Genomic DNA, 15,494 nt, shown 5'->3' with positions numbered 1-15,494 from the left:
ATGACCATTTCCGCTGGCGACAGACTGCCCGATACGACGTTCAAGACGATGACTGCCGACGGTCCCAAGCCGATCACGACGGCCGAGATTTTTGCGGGAAAGAAGGTCGTGCTGTTTGCTGTGCCTGGCGCCTTCACGCCGACCTGCAGCAACAATCATTTGCCCGGCTACCTGGAGAACCGCGACGCCATCCTGGCGCGCGGTGTCGATACGGTCGCGGTGGTTTCGGTCAACGACGTCCATGTCATGGGCGCCTGGGCACGCTTCACCGGCGGTGAAGGCAAGATCCTGTTCCTCGCCGACGGCAATGGCGACTTCGCCAAGGCGATCGGCCTCGACGCCGACTTCTCCGGCGGAGGCATGGGTCTTCGGTCGAAGCGGTTTTCAATGATCGTCGATGACGGCAAGGTCACCGCCCTCAATGTCGAGACCAAGCCCGGCGTCGATGAATCCGGCGCCGCCAAGATCCTCGAACTGCTCTGACCATGACGTTCGACATCGTCTGGCGTAGCGTGGCGATCGGCATCGGCGCCACGCTGTTGATGGATATCTGGGCCTTTCTTCTCTACAAGATGTTCGGTCAAGCACGGCCGAACTGGGCCCCCGTTGGCCGCTGGGTCTGGCATTTACGGGAAAAAGTGTTTCACGACGATATTGGCGATGCGACGCCCTATGTACACGAATCGGCTTTGGGCTGGGCCTTTCACTATGTTGTCGGCATCGTCTACGGCATCATCCTTGTCGTGGTGGCCGGAGCGGGCTGGCTTGTCGCGCCGATTTTCCTGCCGGCTTTCATCCTTGGCATGGTCACAGTCGGCGCCGGCTGGTTCCTGCTGGCGCCCGGCATGGGCGCGGGCTGGGCAGCGTCGAAGCGGCCCAACACGATGAAGGTACGGGCGCTGAACCTGGTGTCACACACCGTGTTCGCCCTCGGGCTTTGGGGCACGGCGCTGTTGATCCGCTGAGGATCTGCGGCTGTGCCGGCCTGCCGATCGGCCGCCACCCATGGACAATTCGGCGCGCGTCGTCCCATTCCGGCACCGGAATCTTGGCGTCCACCTGAACCTGGGGATGCGTCACATAGTGCAGGCCCGGCATGACAGAGATCCCAGCCTGGGATGGTGCCGCCCCGGAATTCAATAGCTTTGGGTCGAACGCCGCGCCTTTGCCACCGCCGGCTGTTTGGACTGCGAGACCGGCTTGGGTGGGGTAGAAACAAGCCTGACCGGGCCCTTCTTGAACGGCGCCATGCCCTCACGAGCGAGTTCGTCGGCGCGTTCGTTCTCGCTATGGCCGGCATGGCCCTTGACCCAGATCCAGGTGACCTTGTGACGCCGATTGGCTTCATCCAGCGCCTGCCAGAGCTCACCATTCTTGACCGGCTTCTTGTCGGCGGTCTTCCAGCCGTTCTTCTTCCAGCCATGGATCCACTTTGAAATGCCGTCCATGACATATTTGCTGTCGGTGTGAAGATCGACCGTGCAAGGTTCCTTGAGCGCGTTCAGCGCCGAGATGGCGGCAAGCAATTCCATGCGGTTGTTGGTCGTCTCGGCCTCGCCACCCGATAGTTCCTTGGTGGCGCCGTTGAAGCGCAGGATCGCGCCCCAGCCGCCCGGGCCGGGATTGCCCGAACAGGCGCCATCGGTGAAGATCTCAACGTGTTTGCTCATGCCAGCCCATATTCCGAAGCAGATTTGATCGTCCGATGAAACCGCATTCTCCTGATGTATTCGGTCGGATCGCGTTTCATCACCAGCCCGCCATCGGGAACGGTCAGCCAGTCATACAGTCGGGTCAGCATGAAACGCAGCGCCGAGCCCCGTGCCAGCATCGGAAGTGCTGCCTTTTCCTGATTGCTCAGAGGCCGCACACCTTGGTAGCCGGCAAGCAACGCCTTGCCCTTGGTGAGATTGAAGGAAAAATCCTTCTCGAAGCACCAGGCGTTCAGGCATGTGGCGACGTCATAGGCGTAGAGGTCGTTGCAAGCGAAATAAAAATCAATCAAGCCGGAGAGCTTCTCGCCGAGAAAGAACACATTGTCCGGGAAAAGATCGGCATGGATGATGCCTTCCGGGAGACCCTTCGGCCAATTCCGCTCGAAGTCGGCGAAGTCGGCGTCGACTTCGGCCGCAAGGCCCGGCTCGACCTCATCGGCACGGTCGCGAGCTGCCGACCAGAGCTTGCGCCAGCCGTCGATGGCGAGCGCATTGGGGCGGGTCATCGGAAAGTCGGCACCGGCCAGATGCAGGGAGGCCAGCGCCTTGCCGACCTCGGCGCAATGGATCGATGTCGGCCGCCGGAGCGAGAGACCCTCGAGGAAAGTGATGATGACGGCCGGCCGGCCCGCCAGCGTGCCGATGACGCTGCCGTCATGCGCGGTTACCGGCAGCGGGCAGGACACGCCCTTTTTGGCGAGATGGCCCATCAACCCGAGGAAAAACGGCAGATCCGCCTTTTCGACCCGTCTTTCATAGAGCGTCAGGATGTAGGAGCCGCTGGAGGTGTGCAGCAAAAAATTCGAGTTCTCGGTGCCCTCCGCGATCCCCTTGTAGGAGAGGAGATCGCCGACTGGGTAGTGCTTCAGGAATGCGCCGAGTTCGCCTTCCGCAACGTCGGTGTAGACCGCCATGTGCCTTACGGCGCCCCGTTGACGAAAGCCATGTCGGCCGCCGTCAGTTCGACATCGCGCAGTACCCGCATGACGGGAAAATCCTCCGTTTCGGTGGCCGTGATGGCCAGGTCGATCGTGACATCGAAGCGCTGGCGGAATGCATCGATGATCTCGTCGACGATGATCTCCGGGGCGGATGCCCCCGCCGACAGACCGAGCGTCGAGATGTCTCCGATGTCGTCCCACGGAATCTCGGCGGCGCGCTGCACGAGAAGCGACATGGTGGCGCCGGCACGCTCAGCCACTTCGACAAGACGCCGCGAATTGGAGGAATTGGGCGCGCCGACGATCAGGTAGAGATCGGCGCCAGCGGCGGTATCCTTGACCGCTTCCTGGCGGTTCGTGGTGGCATAGCAGATCGATTCCGCCGCCGGCGCCTGCAAATCGGGAAATCGGTCCTGCAGCGCGCGGATGATGCCGGCCGTGTCCTCGACCGATAGCGTGGTCTGGGTGACGAAGCCGAGCGCCTTCGGGTCCGTCGGCGCAAGCCTCGCGGCATCGGCTTCGGTCTCGATCAGCGTTACCGCGCCCTCCGGCAATTGTCCCATCGTGCCGATGACCTCGGGGTGTCCGGCATGGCCGATCAGGAGCACGTGGCGGCCGAGCCGCTGGTGGCGCATCGCCTGCTTGTGGACCTTGGAGACCAGCGGACAGGTGGCGTCGAGATAGAACAAATTGCGCGCCTGGGCATCCGCCGGTACCGACTTCGGCACGCCATGCGCGGAAAAGACGACCGGCGACTGCCGATGTTCGGCCGGAATCTCGGAAAGTTCCTCGATGAAGACGGCGCCAAGGCTTTGCAGACCCTCGACGACATAGCGGTTGTGCACGATCTCGTGGCGGACATAGACCGGCGCGCCATATTTCTTCAGCGCCAGCACGACGATCTGGATAGCACGGTCGACGCCGGCGCAAAAACCGCGCGGCTGGCAGAGGCGGATCGTCAGAGGAGGCTTTGTCTTGGTCTGAAGCATGAATCCGGGCCGTTTGATCAGAGCCGAAATGAGGTGCCTACCCCCGTCCTGTCAAGGGCGATGGCCCTTCAAGCGGGTCGGTCGCGCTCATTCCTCTTTCGCTGGCCTGCGAAGCCGCAGGATGAGAACGGCGGCAAGTGCCGCGGCAAGCCCATACCAGGTCATAGCATATTGCAGATGGCTGTTCGGCAGGTCGATGATGGTGACACCGCCGATGGGCAAACCGCCCGGATTCGGCGTCTTGTCGGCGTCGATGAAGATTGGCACCAGCTTGGCGCTCGCCGGCAAGCCAGCGCTCGCCGCCATCACGTCACGGTCCTTCCAGTAGAAGATGTTCTTTGCTACGTCGTTGTCGGGAAGCATCATCGACGGCTTCGCCGGCAGCGGATTGCGCGCGAGGCCCGTGACCGTCACCTTGCCCCCGACCTGTCCCTTGGCGCGCTTGGCGGCATCCTTCAGATCGTATGGCACGAAACCGCGATTGATCAGCACGAAGCGGCCATCGTCGAGGGCCAGCGGCGTGTAGACGTTGAAGCCGGCTTCGCCTTCCCATGTTGCGTAGAAATGCCGCTCGCCGGAATGCAGGAACGTGCCGGTCACCGTCACCGGCGTGTAGTCGACGTCCCCAGTCGAGGCGAATTGTTTCTCCACCTCGGCCAGCGGGAGCGGCCGCGAGTGGGTGCGCTGGTCGATGGTCTGGAGAAGACCTTCCTTCCAGTGCAGGCGCTGGACTTGCCAAGTGCCGAGCGCCAGCAGGATCAGGAGCAGGACGACGCCAATGCCGAGCAGCAATACCGATCCTGGCCGCGAACGACCGCCGTCTTTGGCGGACATGTCGGTCATTCGCCGCGATCCAGCCGGCCCTCGGCCGCCTTGTTGCGGTACTGTAGCGTAAGCAGCACCCCCTTGATCAGCCGGAGCGCCGTCAGGCACAGCACCAGCGCCAGCGGGATCCAGACCAGCAGATGCAGCCAGAGCGGCGGGCTCAGCGTCACTTCGACCCAGAGCGCCAGGCCGACGATGATGAAGCCGATGATCAGGATGACGAAAACCGCGGGCCCGTCGCCGGCATCGGCATAGGAATAATCAAGGCCGCAATTGGTGCAGCGTTTGCCTACGGTGAGAAAGCCGGAAAACAGCCGCCCCTCGCCGCAGCGCGGGCAGCGTCCATGCAAGCCCGCCGAAATAGGGTCGATCGGAGGCCAGATCGCCTTGTCGTCGCTCATTGCTTTACCGCTCAATCCTGATGGGTGTTCCGATGGGTGTTCCATCGACCACCACTGCCCAGACTTCGTCCATGCCGGAGTCCGTAACGGCAATGCCGCCGTCGGTCCAGCCGACCAATTGAAGCAGCCGCCGAATCCGTTCGGCTGGCCGTGGATCATGATCATGCCGCCGGCATCGACACTGCGCGCCCTCGCAGCCGGATCTTATTGCACCGAAAAGAAGAAGGCGGCCACGTTGCCGCAGCCGCCCCTTCAAAGTCATCAGACCGGTATCAATGGGCTTCGATTACCGCGCCGACCGATCCCCAGACATAGATCGAGGCGAACAGGAACAGCCAGACCACGTCGACGAAATGCCAGTACCATGCGGCAGCCTCGAAACCGAAATGCTGCTTGGGCGTGAAATCGCCCTTCATGGCCCGGATCAGGCAGACGGCCAAGAAGATGGTGCCGATGATGACATGGAAGCCGTGGAAGCCGGTCGCCATGAAGAAGGTGGCGCCATAGATGGAATCCTTGAAGGCGAACGGAGCATGCATGTACTCGTAGGCCTGCACCATGGTAAACAGCATGCCGAGGCCGACGGTCAGCACCAGCCCGTTGATCAGGCCCTTGCGATCACCGTGGATAAGGGAGTGGTGCGCCCAGGTGACCGTGGTGCCCGACAACAGCAGGATCACGGTGTTGTAGAGCGGCAGATGGAAAGGATCGAGAACCTCCATGCCCTTCGGCGGCCAGACGCCGCCGGTGAACGCGGTGCGGGCATATTGATGGGCTTCGCTCGGAAACAGGCTGGCATCGAAATAGGCCCAGAACCACGCGACGAAGAACATCACCTCGGAGGCGATGAACATGATCATGCCATAGCGCAGATGCAACGACACGACCCGCGTATGATGGCCCTCATGCGCTTCCTTGATCGTGTCCGACCACCAGGCGAACATGGTGTAGAGGACGATCGCGAGGCCGATGAAGAACAGCCACGGATTGGCGATGTTGAAGCCGAAGATCGGGAACGAGCCGCCCTTCAGGTATTCCATGAGGCAAACGCCGCCAAAGGCGGTGACGAGCGCCCCTATCGATCCCAGGAAAGGCCACGGGCTCGGGTCGACGAGATGATAGTCGTGATGTTTTGCGTGCGCGTCTGCCATATCAACCCCCGAGATTTCCTTCGGTATTTGAAATTGTCTTGCTGTTGCCCTGGACCGGCTCCGACGATGCGACCGGCTTGTTCTTCTCGACCGGAAACATCGTGTAGGACAGGGTGATCGTCTTCACGTCCTTCAGTTCCGGCACGTTGACGATATCGGGGTCCACGTAGAACAGGACCGGCATGTCAAGCGTTTCGCCGGGCTTCAGCGTGGTGTCGGTGAAGCAGAAGCATTCGACCTTGTTGAAATAGGGACCCGCCAGTTCAGGCTGGACATTGAAGGTGGCGCGGCCGGTGATGGGGCGATCGAACTTGTTGGTCGCCTGATAGTGCGCCTGCACCGTCTCGCCGATCTTCATGGTCATCGAGCGCTGGACCGGCTGGAAATCCCACGGCACGCCGGCGATATTGGCATCAAAGCGGACGGTGATCTCGCGATCGAGCACGCGGCCGGCATACTGCTTCTCGACGCGTTGCGTCGTGCCGCCATAGCCTGTCGCCTGGCAGAACATCTTGTACAGCGGCACCGCGGCATAGGCCATGCCGATCATGCCGGTGAAGAAGGCAAGGCAGACGGCCGCAACAAGGCGGTTGCTGTTGTGCCCGGCCGGTTTGGCGCTCGTGTCGACACCCATCTCCCGCCTCACATCGTGCCAGAGAGGTTATGACCGAACTTCACGATCGTCGCGATATAGAAGATAACGACCAGCACGGCCAAGGCTACGCCGATGGCGACCGAGCGGTTGCGCCGGGCCTTCCGCTGGCGTTCGGTCAAGGTGACCGTTTCGAGCTTGTCTTCGATCATGCTCATGCTCCACCCACCGCAAGTGCACGTTCGACGACGCTGTCGGCGAGATAGACGGCGAAGATGGCGAAGAGATAGAGCAGCGAATAGCCGAACAACGCCTTGGCTGGCTTCATCGCGCGATCGTCGTCGGACATGCCAAGCACTTTCCACGCATACCAGACAAAGCCGAGCCCGAGCAGCAGGGCAGCCACGCCATAGAACGGCGTGGTGTAGCCAAGCAGCCACGGCAGCACACCGACCGGGGCCAGCACCAGAGCATAGGCGAAGATCTGATGGCGGGTCGACGCCGGGCCGGCGACATTGGGCATCATCGGGATGCCGGCGCGTTCATAATCCTGCGACTTGAACAGCGCCAGCGCCCAGAAATGCGGCGGCGTCCACAGGAAGATGATAAGGAACAGGACGACGCTCTCCAGGCTGACCGTGCCGGTCACCGCGGCCCAGCCGATGACGGGCGGAATGGCGCCGGCAGCACCGCCGATGACGATGTTCTGCGGCGTCCAGCGCTTCAGCCACATTGTGTAGACGACGGCATAGAAGAAGATGGTGAAGGCCAGCAGCGCCGCCGACAGCCAGTTGACCAGCACGCCGAGCGTCATCACCGACAAAACCGAAAGCACCAACCCAAAGCTCAACGCCTCGTGGGGCTGGATGCGGCCGGCCGGCACCGGGCGGGTGGCGGTGCGTGTCATCACCGCGTCGATATCCGCATCGTACCACATATTGAGCGCGCCGGAGGCACCAGCCCCGATGGCAATAGCCAGGATCGCGATCACCGCCAGCAGCGGATTGATGGTCACGGGTGCCGCGACCAATCCGACAAAGGCGGTGAACACCACCAGCGACATGACGCGTGGCTTTAGGAGGGCGAAGAAATCACCCGCCGTCGCTTCCGACATGCGGAAGCCCGCTTCGTCAATGCTGGTTTCGTCGACAAGGGCCATGCGTACTCAAATCCATATTCCGTTTGGCCGAAACCGCCGGCGAACCGGCGGTTTCGATTCCGGGCTGCCGCCTTATTTGATCTTCGGCAGCTGCTCCCACTGGTGGAACGGCGGCGGTGAAGGCAGCTGCCATTCCAGCGTCGTTGCGCCCTCGCCCCATGGATTGGCGCCAGCGATCCGCTTCTTCTGGAAGGCTTCGAACACGCCATAGAGGAAGATCACCACGCCGACGGCCGAAATGTACGAACCGTAGGACGACACCATGTTCCAGCCCGCAAACGCGTCCGGATAGTCGATGGTGCGGCGCGGCATGCCGGCAAGGCCGAGGAAGTGCTGCGGGAAGAAGACAAGGTTGACGCCGACGAACATGACCCAGAAATGGGTGTTGGCGATGACAGGCGAATACATGTAGCCGGTCATCTTCGGGAACCAGTAGTACCAGCCGGCGAAGATGGCGAACACCGCCCCCAGCGACAGCACGTAGTGGAAATGCGCGATCACGAAATAGGTGTCGTGCAGCGACCGGTCGAGACCGGCATTGGCCAGTTGAACCCCGGTGACGCCACCGATCGTGAACAGGAAGATGAAGCCCAGCGCCCACAGCATCGGCGGCTTGAACGATATCGATCCGCCCCACATCGTCGCGATCCAGGAGAAGATCTTTACGCCCGTCGGCACCGCGATGACCATGGTGGCGAAGACGAAGTAGCGCTGCGTGTCGAGCGACAGGCCGGTCGTGTACATGTGGTGCGCCCAGACGATGAAGCCGACCGCGCCGATCGCGACCATGGCGTAGGCCATGCCGAGATAGCCAAACACCGGCTTACGCGAGAAGGTCGAGACGATATGGCTGATGATGCCGAAGCCCGGCAGGATCAGGATATACACTTCCGGATGGCCGAAGAACCAGAACAGGTGCTGGAACAGCAGCGGATCGCCGCCGCCGTCGGGAGCGAAAAAGGTCGTGCCGAAATTGCGGTCGGTAAGCAGCATGGTGATGCCGCCGGCAAGAACCGGAAGCGACAACAGCAGCAGGAATGCGGTGACCAGCACCGACCAGGCAAACAGCGGCATCTTGTGCAGCGTCATGCCTGGCGCGCGCATGTTGAAGATGGTGGTGATGAAGTTGATGGCACCCAGGATCGAGGACGCGCCGGCGATGTGGATCGACAGGATCGCCAGATCCATGGCCGGACCGGGCTGACCGGAGGTCGAAAGCGGCGGATAGAGCGTCCAGCCGCCGCCGACGCCGTAGGCGCCAGGCGCGCTCGGCACGAACATCGAGATAAGCAGCAGGATGAAAGCCGGCGGCAGCAGCCAGAACGAGATGTTGTTCATGCGCGGGAACGCCATGTCCGGGGCGCCGATCATGATCGGCACCATCCAGTTGGCAAAACCGCCGATCAGGGCCGGCATGACCATGAAGAAGATCATGATCAGCGCGTGCGCCGTGGCGAAGGCGTTGTACATGCTCTTGCCGCCGTCGATCGCGGCGTCACCGTTCATGCCGTAGACCATCTGCGCCAGACCGCTGAAGATCTGGATGCCAGGCTCCTGCAACTCCATGCGGATGGCGACCGACAGCGCGCCGCCGATGATGCCGGCCATGATCGCGAAGATCAGGTAGAGCGTACCGATGTCCTTGTGGTTGGTCGAATAAACCCAGCGCACCCAACCATGATAAGGCTTGTGGTCGTGCCCGTCGTGAGCTGCAGCGTCTGCCATGTTCCGCTCCGTTCCCTAAATCTTGCTAACCCGCGGCATCAGTTGCCGGCGGCCGCTACCTTGTTCTGGCCATCGACCTCGGCCATCAGCGTCTTGTTGGCGCCGGGCAGATCGGTCTTGGCCGCAGCCAGCCAGGTCTTGAACTGCGCGTCGGAGACGACGCGGATGGCGATCGGCATGAAGGCATGGTCCTTGCCGCAGAGCTGCGAGCACTGGCCGTAGTAGAGGCCTTCCTTCTCCGCCTTGAACCAGGTCTCGTTGGTGCGGCCGGGAATGGCATCGATCTTGATGCCGAAGGACGGCATGGCGAAGGAATGGATCACGTCGGTCGCGGTGACGAGCACCCGGGTCATCGTGTGGACGGGCACCACCATCTCGTTGTCGACGGCAAGCAGGCGCGGATAGACCTTGCGATCTTCCTTGCCGGCGGCGGCACGGTCGCCATCCTGGAGGATCGCCGAGTTGAACGAGAGCGTGTTGTCGGTCTGGTATTCGTAATCCCAGTTCCACTGGTTGCCCGTCGCCTTGACGGTGAGCTTAGCTTCTTCCGGCGGCGTGTACTGCGCGGTCAAGAGCTGGAACGAGGGGATGGCGAGGCAGAGCAGGACGACGACAGGACCGACAGTCCAGATCACCTCGATGAGCGTGTTGTGGCTGGTCTTGGACGGAACCGGGTTGGCGCTCGCGCGGAATTTCACGATGCAGTAGATCAGAAGGACCAATACCAGGGCGGTGATCGGGATGATGAACCACATCGTGTAGTTTCCGAACCACTCGATCTGGCGCATCATGTCGGTTGCCGGCGCCTGGAAGGTCGTCTCCCACTCGACGGGCTGATCGGCATGGGCGGCCGTGCCGGCGAAAAACGTGGTAACGGCACAAGCGCTTAGAAACTTGGCACTTGCTGGAAACTTGGCGTTTGCCAGGAAATTTCTCATCGCCCTCTTCGTCTCCCAGTTCCTCGCGGCTGTGTCCACGAGAATAACGAACAATGCCGGGACGGGAATCCCGACTGTCTCAAGCTGGTTCAAACCATACTCTTTTTCCCTCCGCAAGAAAGGAGCGGAGGAAACCGTGCGGCATTTTTGCGCGCAAGCCGGAATGCATCTTTGAAGGCGGCGGCCGCCATGGCGAATCGGCTATGTTCGACGGATCGGCTGCTTGCTGCCGGCCGGCGCGCCTGGCGTCGTAATTCGGGCGAAATTGGCTAGGAAAAGCGCCGCATGGGCATTTTCGTGGCGGCTCGGCCGCTGTCTCGTCCTTTACTTGGCTTTGGCGCGGCTTAAAGTGCCGTGATTCGCAATGGAGCCGTCATGAACTCTTGGCTGTCGGGATTTGGGCTTTCGAGCCCCTTGGCGAAGGTCATCTTTCTCGCCGCCTTGTCCGTCGCCGGCTTGTCGGCCGCCGGCCAGGCCAACGCGGCCCAGCCGAGCGGCACGGTGCGCTCGACCCATGGCGCGTGGTCGATCATCTGCGACACGCCGGCCGGCGCCACGTCGGAACAATGCGTGATGATGCAGAACGTCGTCGCCGAGGACCGCCCCGAGATGGGGCTGTCGGTCGTGGTGCTGCGCACCGCCGACAACAAGGCGGAGATCCTGCGCGTGCTGGCGCCGCTCGGCGTGCTCTTGCCCAACGGGCTCGGCCTCAATGTCGACGGCAAGGATATCGGCCGCGCTTATTTCGTGCGCTGCTTCCAGGACGGCTGCTACGCTGAGGTCATTCTCGAGAAGCCGCTGCTCGATACGCTGAAGACCGGCACGTCGGCCACGTTCATCGTCTTCCAGACGCCAGAAGAAGGCATCGGCATCCCGGTGGACCTCAAGGGTTTTGCCGACGGATTTGCGGCCCTGCCGTAGACTCCCGCGCCTCGACCCGGGAGCTGCCGATCAACGATAGGTTTTCCGGACCTGGGATAGATCCGGGACGCCGCCGCCCTGCATTTGAATGACGATTGGCGATTGTCTGGGCGCGGCTTCGCGCCTACATCCCGGATATAACCATTCATCCACGGACATACGCCATGAACAGCCTTATCGGCCAATTCGATATTTCCGACGATCGCGTCAAGGAGATCGTCGCAGAGACCATCAACGGCGCCGACGATGGCGAGTTGTTCGTCGAATACAGCGAGAGCGAAGCGCTGATGTTCGACAACGGTCGGCTGAAGACAGCCAATTTCAACACCGACCAGGGTTTCGGCCTGCGCGCGGTTGCCGGCGAAGCCAGCGGCTATGCCCACTCCAGCGACCTGTCCGAGGCTTCGCTGCGACGCGCGGCTGACGCCGTCTCGACCGTCAAGGGCGGTTATTCCGGAACGCTTGCCGCCGCGCCCGCCCGCACCAACCGCCATCTCTATGGCGATGAGAACCCGATCCCCTCCCCTTCCTTCGAGGCCAAGGCGAAGCTGTTGCAGGAAGTCGATGCATGGCTGCGCGCCGAGGATCCGCGCGTGCGCCAGGTCTCGGCATCGCTGACCTCGTCCTGGCAGCATGTCGAGATCGTGCGCGCCGACGGCCAGGTGGTGCGCGACATCCGGCCGCTGGTCAGGGTGAACGTGTCGGTGGTGGTCGGCGACGGCGACCGCCAGGAAAGCGGCTCCTACGGCATGGGCGGACGCAAGGCGTTCGGCGACTTCCTCGTCGAGGACAGCTGGAAGCACGCCGCCAAGGAGGCGCTGCGTCAGGCGCTGGTCAATCTCGAAGCCGTACCGGCGCCGGCCGGCACTTTCGACATCGTGCTCTCCAGCGGCTGGCCCGGCGTCATGCTGCACGAGGCCGTCGGCCACGGGCTGGAAGGCGACTTCAACCGCAAGAAGACATCCGCTTTCGCCGGCCTGATGGGCCAGCAGGTGGCGGCAAAGGGCGTCACCGTCGTCGATGACGGCACGATCGCGGAACGACGCGGGTCGCTCACCGTCGACGATGAAGGCACGCCTTCGGCGCGCAACGTGCTGATCGAGGACGGCAAGCTGGTCGGTTACATGCAGGACCGCCAGAACGCCCGGCTGATGGGCATGCGGGCCACCGGCAACGGAAGGCGCGAGGGCTACGCGCACCAGCCGATGCCGCGCATGACCAACACCTACATGACATCGGGCGACATGGAGCCGGACGAGATCATCGCCTCGGTCAGGAACGGCATCTATGCCGTCTCCTTCGGCGGCGGCCAGGTCGACATCACCTCCGGAAAGTTCGTGTTCGGCTGCACCGAAGCCTACATGATCGAGAACGGCAAGGTGACGCAGCCGATCAAGGGCGCAATGCTGATCGGCAACGGGCCCGACGCCATGCACCGCGTTTCGATGATCGGCAATGACATGAAGCTCGACAACGGCATCGGCATGTGCGGCAAGGCTGGACAGGGCGTGCCGGTCGGCGTCGGCCAGCCGCACCTCAGAATGGACCAGATGACGGTCGGCGGCACAAGGGTTTGAAGCCGCCTCGTGGCCAGTCTGCTAGGTCTTGCTCACAGACCGGCGCGACGTGGCATACAGGATCAGGAAGCCGATAACGCCGCCGATCGCGTACTGGGTCCATGCACTCAGGTAGTCGACGGTCCCATCATGGCCCGAGACATAGAGCGCAGCGCCGACAAACGTCATGACCGCGACGCCAAGCGCATAGGATGGCACCAGCCCCACACGCGTGAATTTTCTCAAGATCCAAGCGAGCACCGCACCGGTGAGCGCCATGATGAGAGCCGAACCAAAAATCTCGGCAACAAAACCTGGTGAAATCATCTTCTCCCCCTTATCCCAACTTGGATTATGCCTTTTTCGAGGGCAGATTCAACTGCAGTGGCGATGATCCACAACTTTAGCGATAAATCTGGCTGGGATTTCGGGGCAGACTGCATGACGCGACCAGTCTCGCTGAGCAGGGCTAAGCGCCTAACGTCTTTTCCGCGGCTTCTCCAGCAAGGCAACAGCCTCGACATGGGGCGACCACAGAAACTGATCGATCGGCGTCACGCTTTTCACCGCGTAGCCGCCGTCGATGAGGATGCGCAAATCCCGCGCGAGCGTCACCGGGTTGCAGGAGACCGCGGCAACGAATGGAACATCCGAGCGGGCGATCTGCTTCGACTGATCCTCCGCGCCCGCGCGGGGCGGATCGAAGACAACGCCATCAAAGGCGTTTAACTCCTTGAACGTCAGCGGACGGCGGAACAGGTCTCGGCGCTCGCCGGTCACGCGTTTCAGGCCGGTGGCGAAGCGTGAACCCCGATCGAGCGCCGAAAGTGCGGCCGCATCGCCCTCCACCGCATGCACTTCCGATCTCGCGGCCAACCGCAGGGCGAAGCTGCCGCAGCCGGCGAAGAGATCGGCAATTTTTTTGGCACGTTTCAGATGTCCGCCGACGATATCGGCCATGGTCCGTTCGGCTGCCTCCGTCGCCTGCAGGAAGGCGCCCGGCGGCACCGCGACGGCAACGCTGCCGAACATGACGACAGGCTTCTTCGGCTCGATGATGATCTCGTCATCGATGGACAGTCTGGCAAAGCCCTGCGCAATGACAAAATTGGTGGCGATGCGGCGCTGGTTTTCGCCGAGCTTGCCCGATTCATGCACCGCCACGTCGAGGCCGGAACCCGTCACTGTGACTGCCATGCGAAACGATTTCGGGGTGGCGCAGATCAATTCGGCGAGTGCCCTCAAGCTGTCGAGCGCGTTGACGATCCCAGGCAGCGAGATCGGGCATTCGGAGATGGAAATGATTTCCGGCGACAGATGGCGATTGAAGCCGAGCAGCATGCCTGTTTCGGTGCGCCTGGCGGCGAGCACGACGCGGCGGCGCGTGTGCGGCGCGCAGGCGACCAGACCGCCTATTTCGCAATCGATGCCTCTCAGCGCATGCACGACCTTCTCGCGCTTCCACTGCTGATAGGCTTGCGCCTCCAAATGCTGGAGGGCGCAGCCGCCGCACTCGCCGAAATGGCGGCAGGCGGGTTCGATGCGCAGGGGCGAGGCCTCGATCAGCGCCATCAGCGTGGCGCGATCCCTTTCACGCGCCGCGGTGACGACCTCGCCTGGCAGCGTGAAAGGAATGAACAGATCGCCGCTTTCGGTGTCGGCGATGCCATCTCCCTGGGCGCCAAGCTTTTTGATGGTGAAGCGTGCGCTCATCGGTCCTTGACCCCACCAAGCAGGAATTCGCGATTGCCGTCACCGCCCTCGATCGGCGACAGATGCAAGCCGAGCGAGCGCCAGCCGGGCACGGCATCCAGCCAATCCTGCAACAAGCCAGCGACACGGGCGGCATGATAGGGGTCTTTCAGCAGGCCGCCCTTGCCGATCGCCTCGCGACCCGCCTCGAACTGCGGCTTGACCAGAAACATCGCTGCGGCACCGGGCTTGGCGATGGCAAGCGCAGGCGGCAGGGCCAGTTTCAGTGAAATGAAACTGACGTCGGAGACTATGAAGTCCGGACTGCGGCCGCCAAGATCGGCGGTTGAGAGATCGCGGGCGTTCAGCCCCTCGATGACCGTCACGCGCGCGTCCTTGCCGATATCAGCATGCATCTGTCCGTGACCGACATCGATCGCCGTGACATGGGTCGCGCCGCGTTCGAGCAGGACCTGGGTGAATCCGCCGGTCGAGGCGCCGATGTCGAGCGCCTCACAGCCGGCCGGATCGAGGCCGAAATGGTCGAGCCCGGCGATCAGCTTCAGCGCCGCGCGTGAGACATAGCCTTGGGCCGGGTCATCAACGGCGATGACGCATTCCGGTTGCACGGCCTGACCCGGCTTGCGGCCAATGACGCCATCAACCGTTACCGTACCACGTTCGATCGCGTCACGTGCACGCGAGCGGCTGGAAAACAGCCCACGCGCTACGAGCAGATCGTCGAGCCGCTGGCGCGTGCTGGCTGGCCGGGGAAAATTCATCGGTCTTCCTTGGCGAAAGCCGGCGGCGAAGGCAAGGAGATTGGAGCAGGAGAAGCAACATCGCCGCAGGGCAGCGACCGCAGAGAGCCGCTCGCGGCCAGTCGCAT

Annotated in this window: 18 protein-coding genes and 1 pseudogene; 4 read left to right on the top strand and 15 right to left on the bottom strand. The window is 62.5% G+C overall.

What is annotated here, in order from left to right:
* The gene (locus tag FJ951_RS10155) at positions 1-483 is read left to right on the top strand and encodes a peroxiredoxin (protein WP_140514835.1); all 483 of its coding nucleotides are present in this window, start codon (positions 1-3) and stop codon (positions 481-483) included.
* A gap of 2 nt (positions 484-485) precedes the next feature.
* Positions 486-965, top strand: a complete 480-nt coding sequence (locus FJ951_RS10150) for a DUF2938 domain-containing protein (protein WP_140514833.1) — start codon at positions 486-488, stop codon at positions 963-965.
* Positions 966-1,136: 171 nt separating this feature from the next.
* Here the strand turns inward: FJ951_RS10150 and rnhA are convergent, their stop codons facing one another.
* From rnhA to coxB, 12 genes and pseudogenes are all read right to left on the bottom strand, one after another.
* The gene (gene rnhA / locus FJ951_RS10145; RefSeq protein WP_140514831.1) at positions 1,137-1,670 is read right to left on the bottom strand and encodes a ribonuclease HI; all 534 of its coding nucleotides are present in this window, start codon (positions 1,668-1,670) and stop codon (positions 1,137-1,139) included.
* The gene (locus tag FJ951_RS10140; RefSeq protein WP_140494958.1) at positions 1,667-2,629 is read right to left on the bottom strand and encodes a homoserine kinase; all 963 of its coding nucleotides are present in this window, start codon (positions 2,627-2,629) and stop codon (positions 1,667-1,669) included. Before FJ951_RS10140 ends, rnhA begins: the two co-directional genes overlap by 4 nt.
* Before the next feature lie 5 nt (positions 2,630-2,634).
* Positions 2,635-3,645, bottom strand: a complete 1,011-nt coding sequence (ispH, locus tag FJ951_RS10135; RefSeq protein WP_140514830.1) for a 4-hydroxy-3-methylbut-2-enyl diphosphate reductase — start codon at positions 3,643-3,645, stop codon at positions 2,635-2,637.
* An 87-nt stretch (positions 3,646-3,732) separates the two neighbouring features.
* Positions 3,733-4,488 (bottom strand): SURF1 family protein, encoded by a 756-nt coding sequence (locus FJ951_RS10130; protein ID WP_181172220.1) that lies wholly within the window; start codon positions 4,486-4,488, stop codon positions 3,733-3,735.
* The gene (locus FJ951_RS10125) at positions 4,485-4,871 is read right to left on the bottom strand and encodes a DUF983 domain-containing protein (protein ID WP_140494962.1); all 387 of its coding nucleotides are present in this window, start codon (positions 4,869-4,871) and stop codon (positions 4,485-4,487) included. Before FJ951_RS10125 ends, FJ951_RS10130 begins: the two co-directional genes overlap by 4 nt.
* 4 nt (positions 4,872-4,875) lie before the next feature.
* A pseudogene (locus tag FJ951_RS28715) lies at positions 4,876-5,069 on the bottom strand (hypothetical protein); the annotation flags it as partial.
* A 74-nt stretch (positions 5,070-5,143) separates the two neighbouring features.
* The gene (locus tag FJ951_RS10115) at positions 5,144-6,022 is read right to left on the bottom strand and encodes a cytochrome c oxidase subunit 3 (RefSeq protein WP_140494964.1); all 879 of its coding nucleotides are present in this window, start codon (positions 6,020-6,022) and stop codon (positions 5,144-5,146) included.
* Between the two features lies 1 nt (position 6,023).
* Positions 6,024-6,656 carry a cytochrome c oxidase assembly protein gene (locus tag FJ951_RS10110; protein ID WP_140514826.1) on the bottom strand — a complete coding sequence of 211 codons (633 nt, stop codon included), beginning with the start codon at positions 6,654-6,656 and terminating at the stop codon, positions 6,024-6,026.
* A gap of 8 nt (positions 6,657-6,664) precedes the next feature.
* On the bottom strand, positions 6,665-6,826 hold the full coding sequence (locus FJ951_RS10105; RefSeq protein WP_140494968.1) for a hypothetical protein: 162 nt from the start codon (positions 6,824-6,826) through the stop codon (positions 6,665-6,667).
* 2 nt (positions 6,827-6,828) lie between these two features.
* Positions 6,829-7,773, bottom strand: a complete 945-nt coding sequence (locus FJ951_RS10100; protein WP_140514824.1) for a heme o synthase — start codon at positions 7,771-7,773, stop codon at positions 6,829-6,831.
* 72 nt (positions 7,774-7,845) lie between these two features.
* The gene (ctaD, locus tag FJ951_RS10095; RefSeq protein WP_140494972.1) at positions 7,846-9,498 is read right to left on the bottom strand and encodes a cytochrome c oxidase subunit I; all 1,653 of its coding nucleotides are present in this window, start codon (positions 9,496-9,498) and stop codon (positions 7,846-7,848) included.
* 38 nt (positions 9,499-9,536) lie between these two features.
* The gene (coxB, locus tag FJ951_RS10090) at positions 9,537-10,553 is read right to left on the bottom strand and encodes a cytochrome c oxidase subunit II (RefSeq protein WP_181171573.1); all 1,017 of its coding nucleotides are present in this window, start codon (positions 10,551-10,553) and stop codon (positions 9,537-9,539) included.
* A gap of 258 nt (positions 10,554-10,811) precedes the next feature.
* Here coxB and FJ951_RS10085 point away from each other — a divergent pair, with 258 nt between their 5' ends.
* Both FJ951_RS10085 and tldD read left to right on the top strand, forming a co-directional pair.
* On the top strand, positions 10,812-11,357 hold the full coding sequence (locus FJ951_RS10085) for an invasion associated locus B family protein (protein ID WP_140494976.1): 546 nt from the start codon (positions 10,812-10,814) through the stop codon (positions 11,355-11,357).
* A 164-nt stretch (positions 11,358-11,521) separates the two neighbouring features.
* Positions 11,522-12,934: a metalloprotease TldD gene (gene tldD / locus FJ951_RS10080; RefSeq protein ID WP_140514821.1), complete on the top strand. Its 1,413-nt coding sequence runs from the start codon at positions 11,522-11,524 to the stop codon at positions 12,932-12,934.
* A gap of 21 nt (positions 12,935-12,955) precedes the next feature.
* Here the strand turns inward: tldD and FJ951_RS10075 are convergent, their stop codons facing one another.
* From FJ951_RS10075 to FJ951_RS10065, 3 genes are all read right to left on the bottom strand, one after another.
* Positions 12,956-13,240 (bottom strand): hypothetical protein, encoded by a 285-nt coding sequence (locus FJ951_RS10075; protein WP_140494980.1) that lies wholly within the window; start codon positions 13,238-13,240, stop codon positions 12,956-12,958.
* A gap of 150 nt (positions 13,241-13,390) precedes the next feature.
* A complete protein-coding gene (locus FJ951_RS10070) occupies positions 13,391-14,626 on the bottom strand; it encodes a class I SAM-dependent RNA methyltransferase (RefSeq protein WP_140514819.1) in 1,236 nt (411 codons plus the stop codon).
* Positions 14,623-15,387, bottom strand: a complete 765-nt coding sequence (locus FJ951_RS10065) for a TlyA family RNA methyltransferase (RefSeq protein WP_140514818.1) — start codon at positions 15,385-15,387, stop codon at positions 14,623-14,625. The genes FJ951_RS10070 and FJ951_RS10065 overlap by 4 nt, the downstream gene beginning before the upstream one ends.
* Positions 15,388-15,494 lie beyond the last annotated feature (107 nt).

The sequence above is a fragment of the Mesorhizobium sp. B2-2-3 genome, from assembly GCF_006442405.1.
In the GTDB taxonomy this organism is placed as follows: domain Bacteria; phylum Pseudomonadota; class Alphaproteobacteria; order Rhizobiales; family Rhizobiaceae; genus Mesorhizobium.
The sequence above is the reverse complement of the archived record's forward strand: the minus strand, read 5'-3'. Positions and strand labels throughout refer to the sequence as shown.

Excerpts from the sequence above, each read along its gene's own strand:
- FJ951_RS10130 (WP_181172220.1), bottom strand. The coding sequence starts at position 4,488 with ATGACCGACATGTCCGCCAAAGACGGCGGTCGTTCGCGGCCAGGATCG.
- FJ951_RS10070 (WP_140514819.1), bottom strand. The coding sequence starts at position 14,626 with ATGAGCGCACGCTTCACCATCAAAAAGCTTGGCGCCCAGGGAGATGGC.
- FJ951_RS10075 (WP_140494980.1), bottom strand. The coding sequence starts at position 13,240 with ATGATTTCACCAGGTTTTGTTGCCGAGATTTTTGGTTCGGCTCTCATC.
- FJ951_RS10140 (WP_140494958.1), bottom strand. The coding sequence starts at position 2,629 with ATGGCGGTCTACACCGACGTTGCGGAAGGCGAACTCGGCGCATTCCTG.
- FJ951_RS10115 (WP_140494964.1), bottom strand. The coding sequence starts at position 6,022 with ATGGCAGACGCGCACGCAAAACATCACGACTATCATCTCGTCGACCCG.
- tldD (WP_140514821.1), top strand. The coding sequence starts at position 11,522 with ATGAACAGCCTTATCGGCCAATTCGATATTTCCGACGATCGCGTCAAG.
- FJ951_RS10125 (WP_140494962.1), bottom strand. The coding sequence starts at position 4,871 with ATGAGCGACGACAAGGCGATCTGGCCTCCGATCGACCCTATTTCGGCG.
- ispH (WP_140514830.1), bottom strand. The coding sequence starts at position 3,645 with ATGCTTCAGACCAAGACAAAGCCTCCTCTGACGATCCGCCTCTGCCAG.
- FJ951_RS10085 (WP_140494976.1), top strand. The coding sequence starts at position 10,812 with ATGAACTCTTGGCTGTCGGGATTTGGGCTTTCGAGCCCCTTGGCGAAG.
- FJ951_RS10150 (WP_140514833.1), top strand. The coding sequence starts at position 486 with ATGACGTTCGACATCGTCTGGCGTAGCGTGGCGATCGGCATCGGCGCC.
- FJ951_RS10105 (WP_140494968.1), bottom strand. The coding sequence starts at position 6,826 with ATGATCGAAGACAAGCTCGAAACGGTCACCTTGACCGAACGCCAGCGG.
- ctaD (WP_140494972.1), bottom strand. The coding sequence starts at position 9,498 with ATGGCAGACGCTGCAGCTCACGACGGGCACGACCACAAGCCTTATCAT.
- FJ951_RS10110 (WP_140514826.1), bottom strand. The coding sequence starts at position 6,656 with ATGGGTGTCGACACGAGCGCCAAACCGGCCGGGCACAACAGCAACCGC.
- rnhA (WP_140514831.1), bottom strand. The coding sequence starts at position 1,670 with ATGAGCAAACACGTTGAGATCTTCACCGATGGCGCCTGTTCGGGCAAT.
- FJ951_RS10155 (WP_140514835.1), top strand. The coding sequence starts at position 1 with ATGACCATTTCCGCTGGCGACAGACTGCCCGATACGACGTTCAAGACG.
- FJ951_RS10100 (WP_140514824.1), bottom strand. The coding sequence starts at position 7,773 with ATGGCCCTTGTCGACGAAACCAGCATTGACGAAGCGGGCTTCCGCATG.
- FJ951_RS10065 (WP_140514818.1), bottom strand. The coding sequence starts at position 15,387 with ATGAATTTTCCCCGGCCAGCCAGCACGCGCCAGCGGCTCGACGATCTG.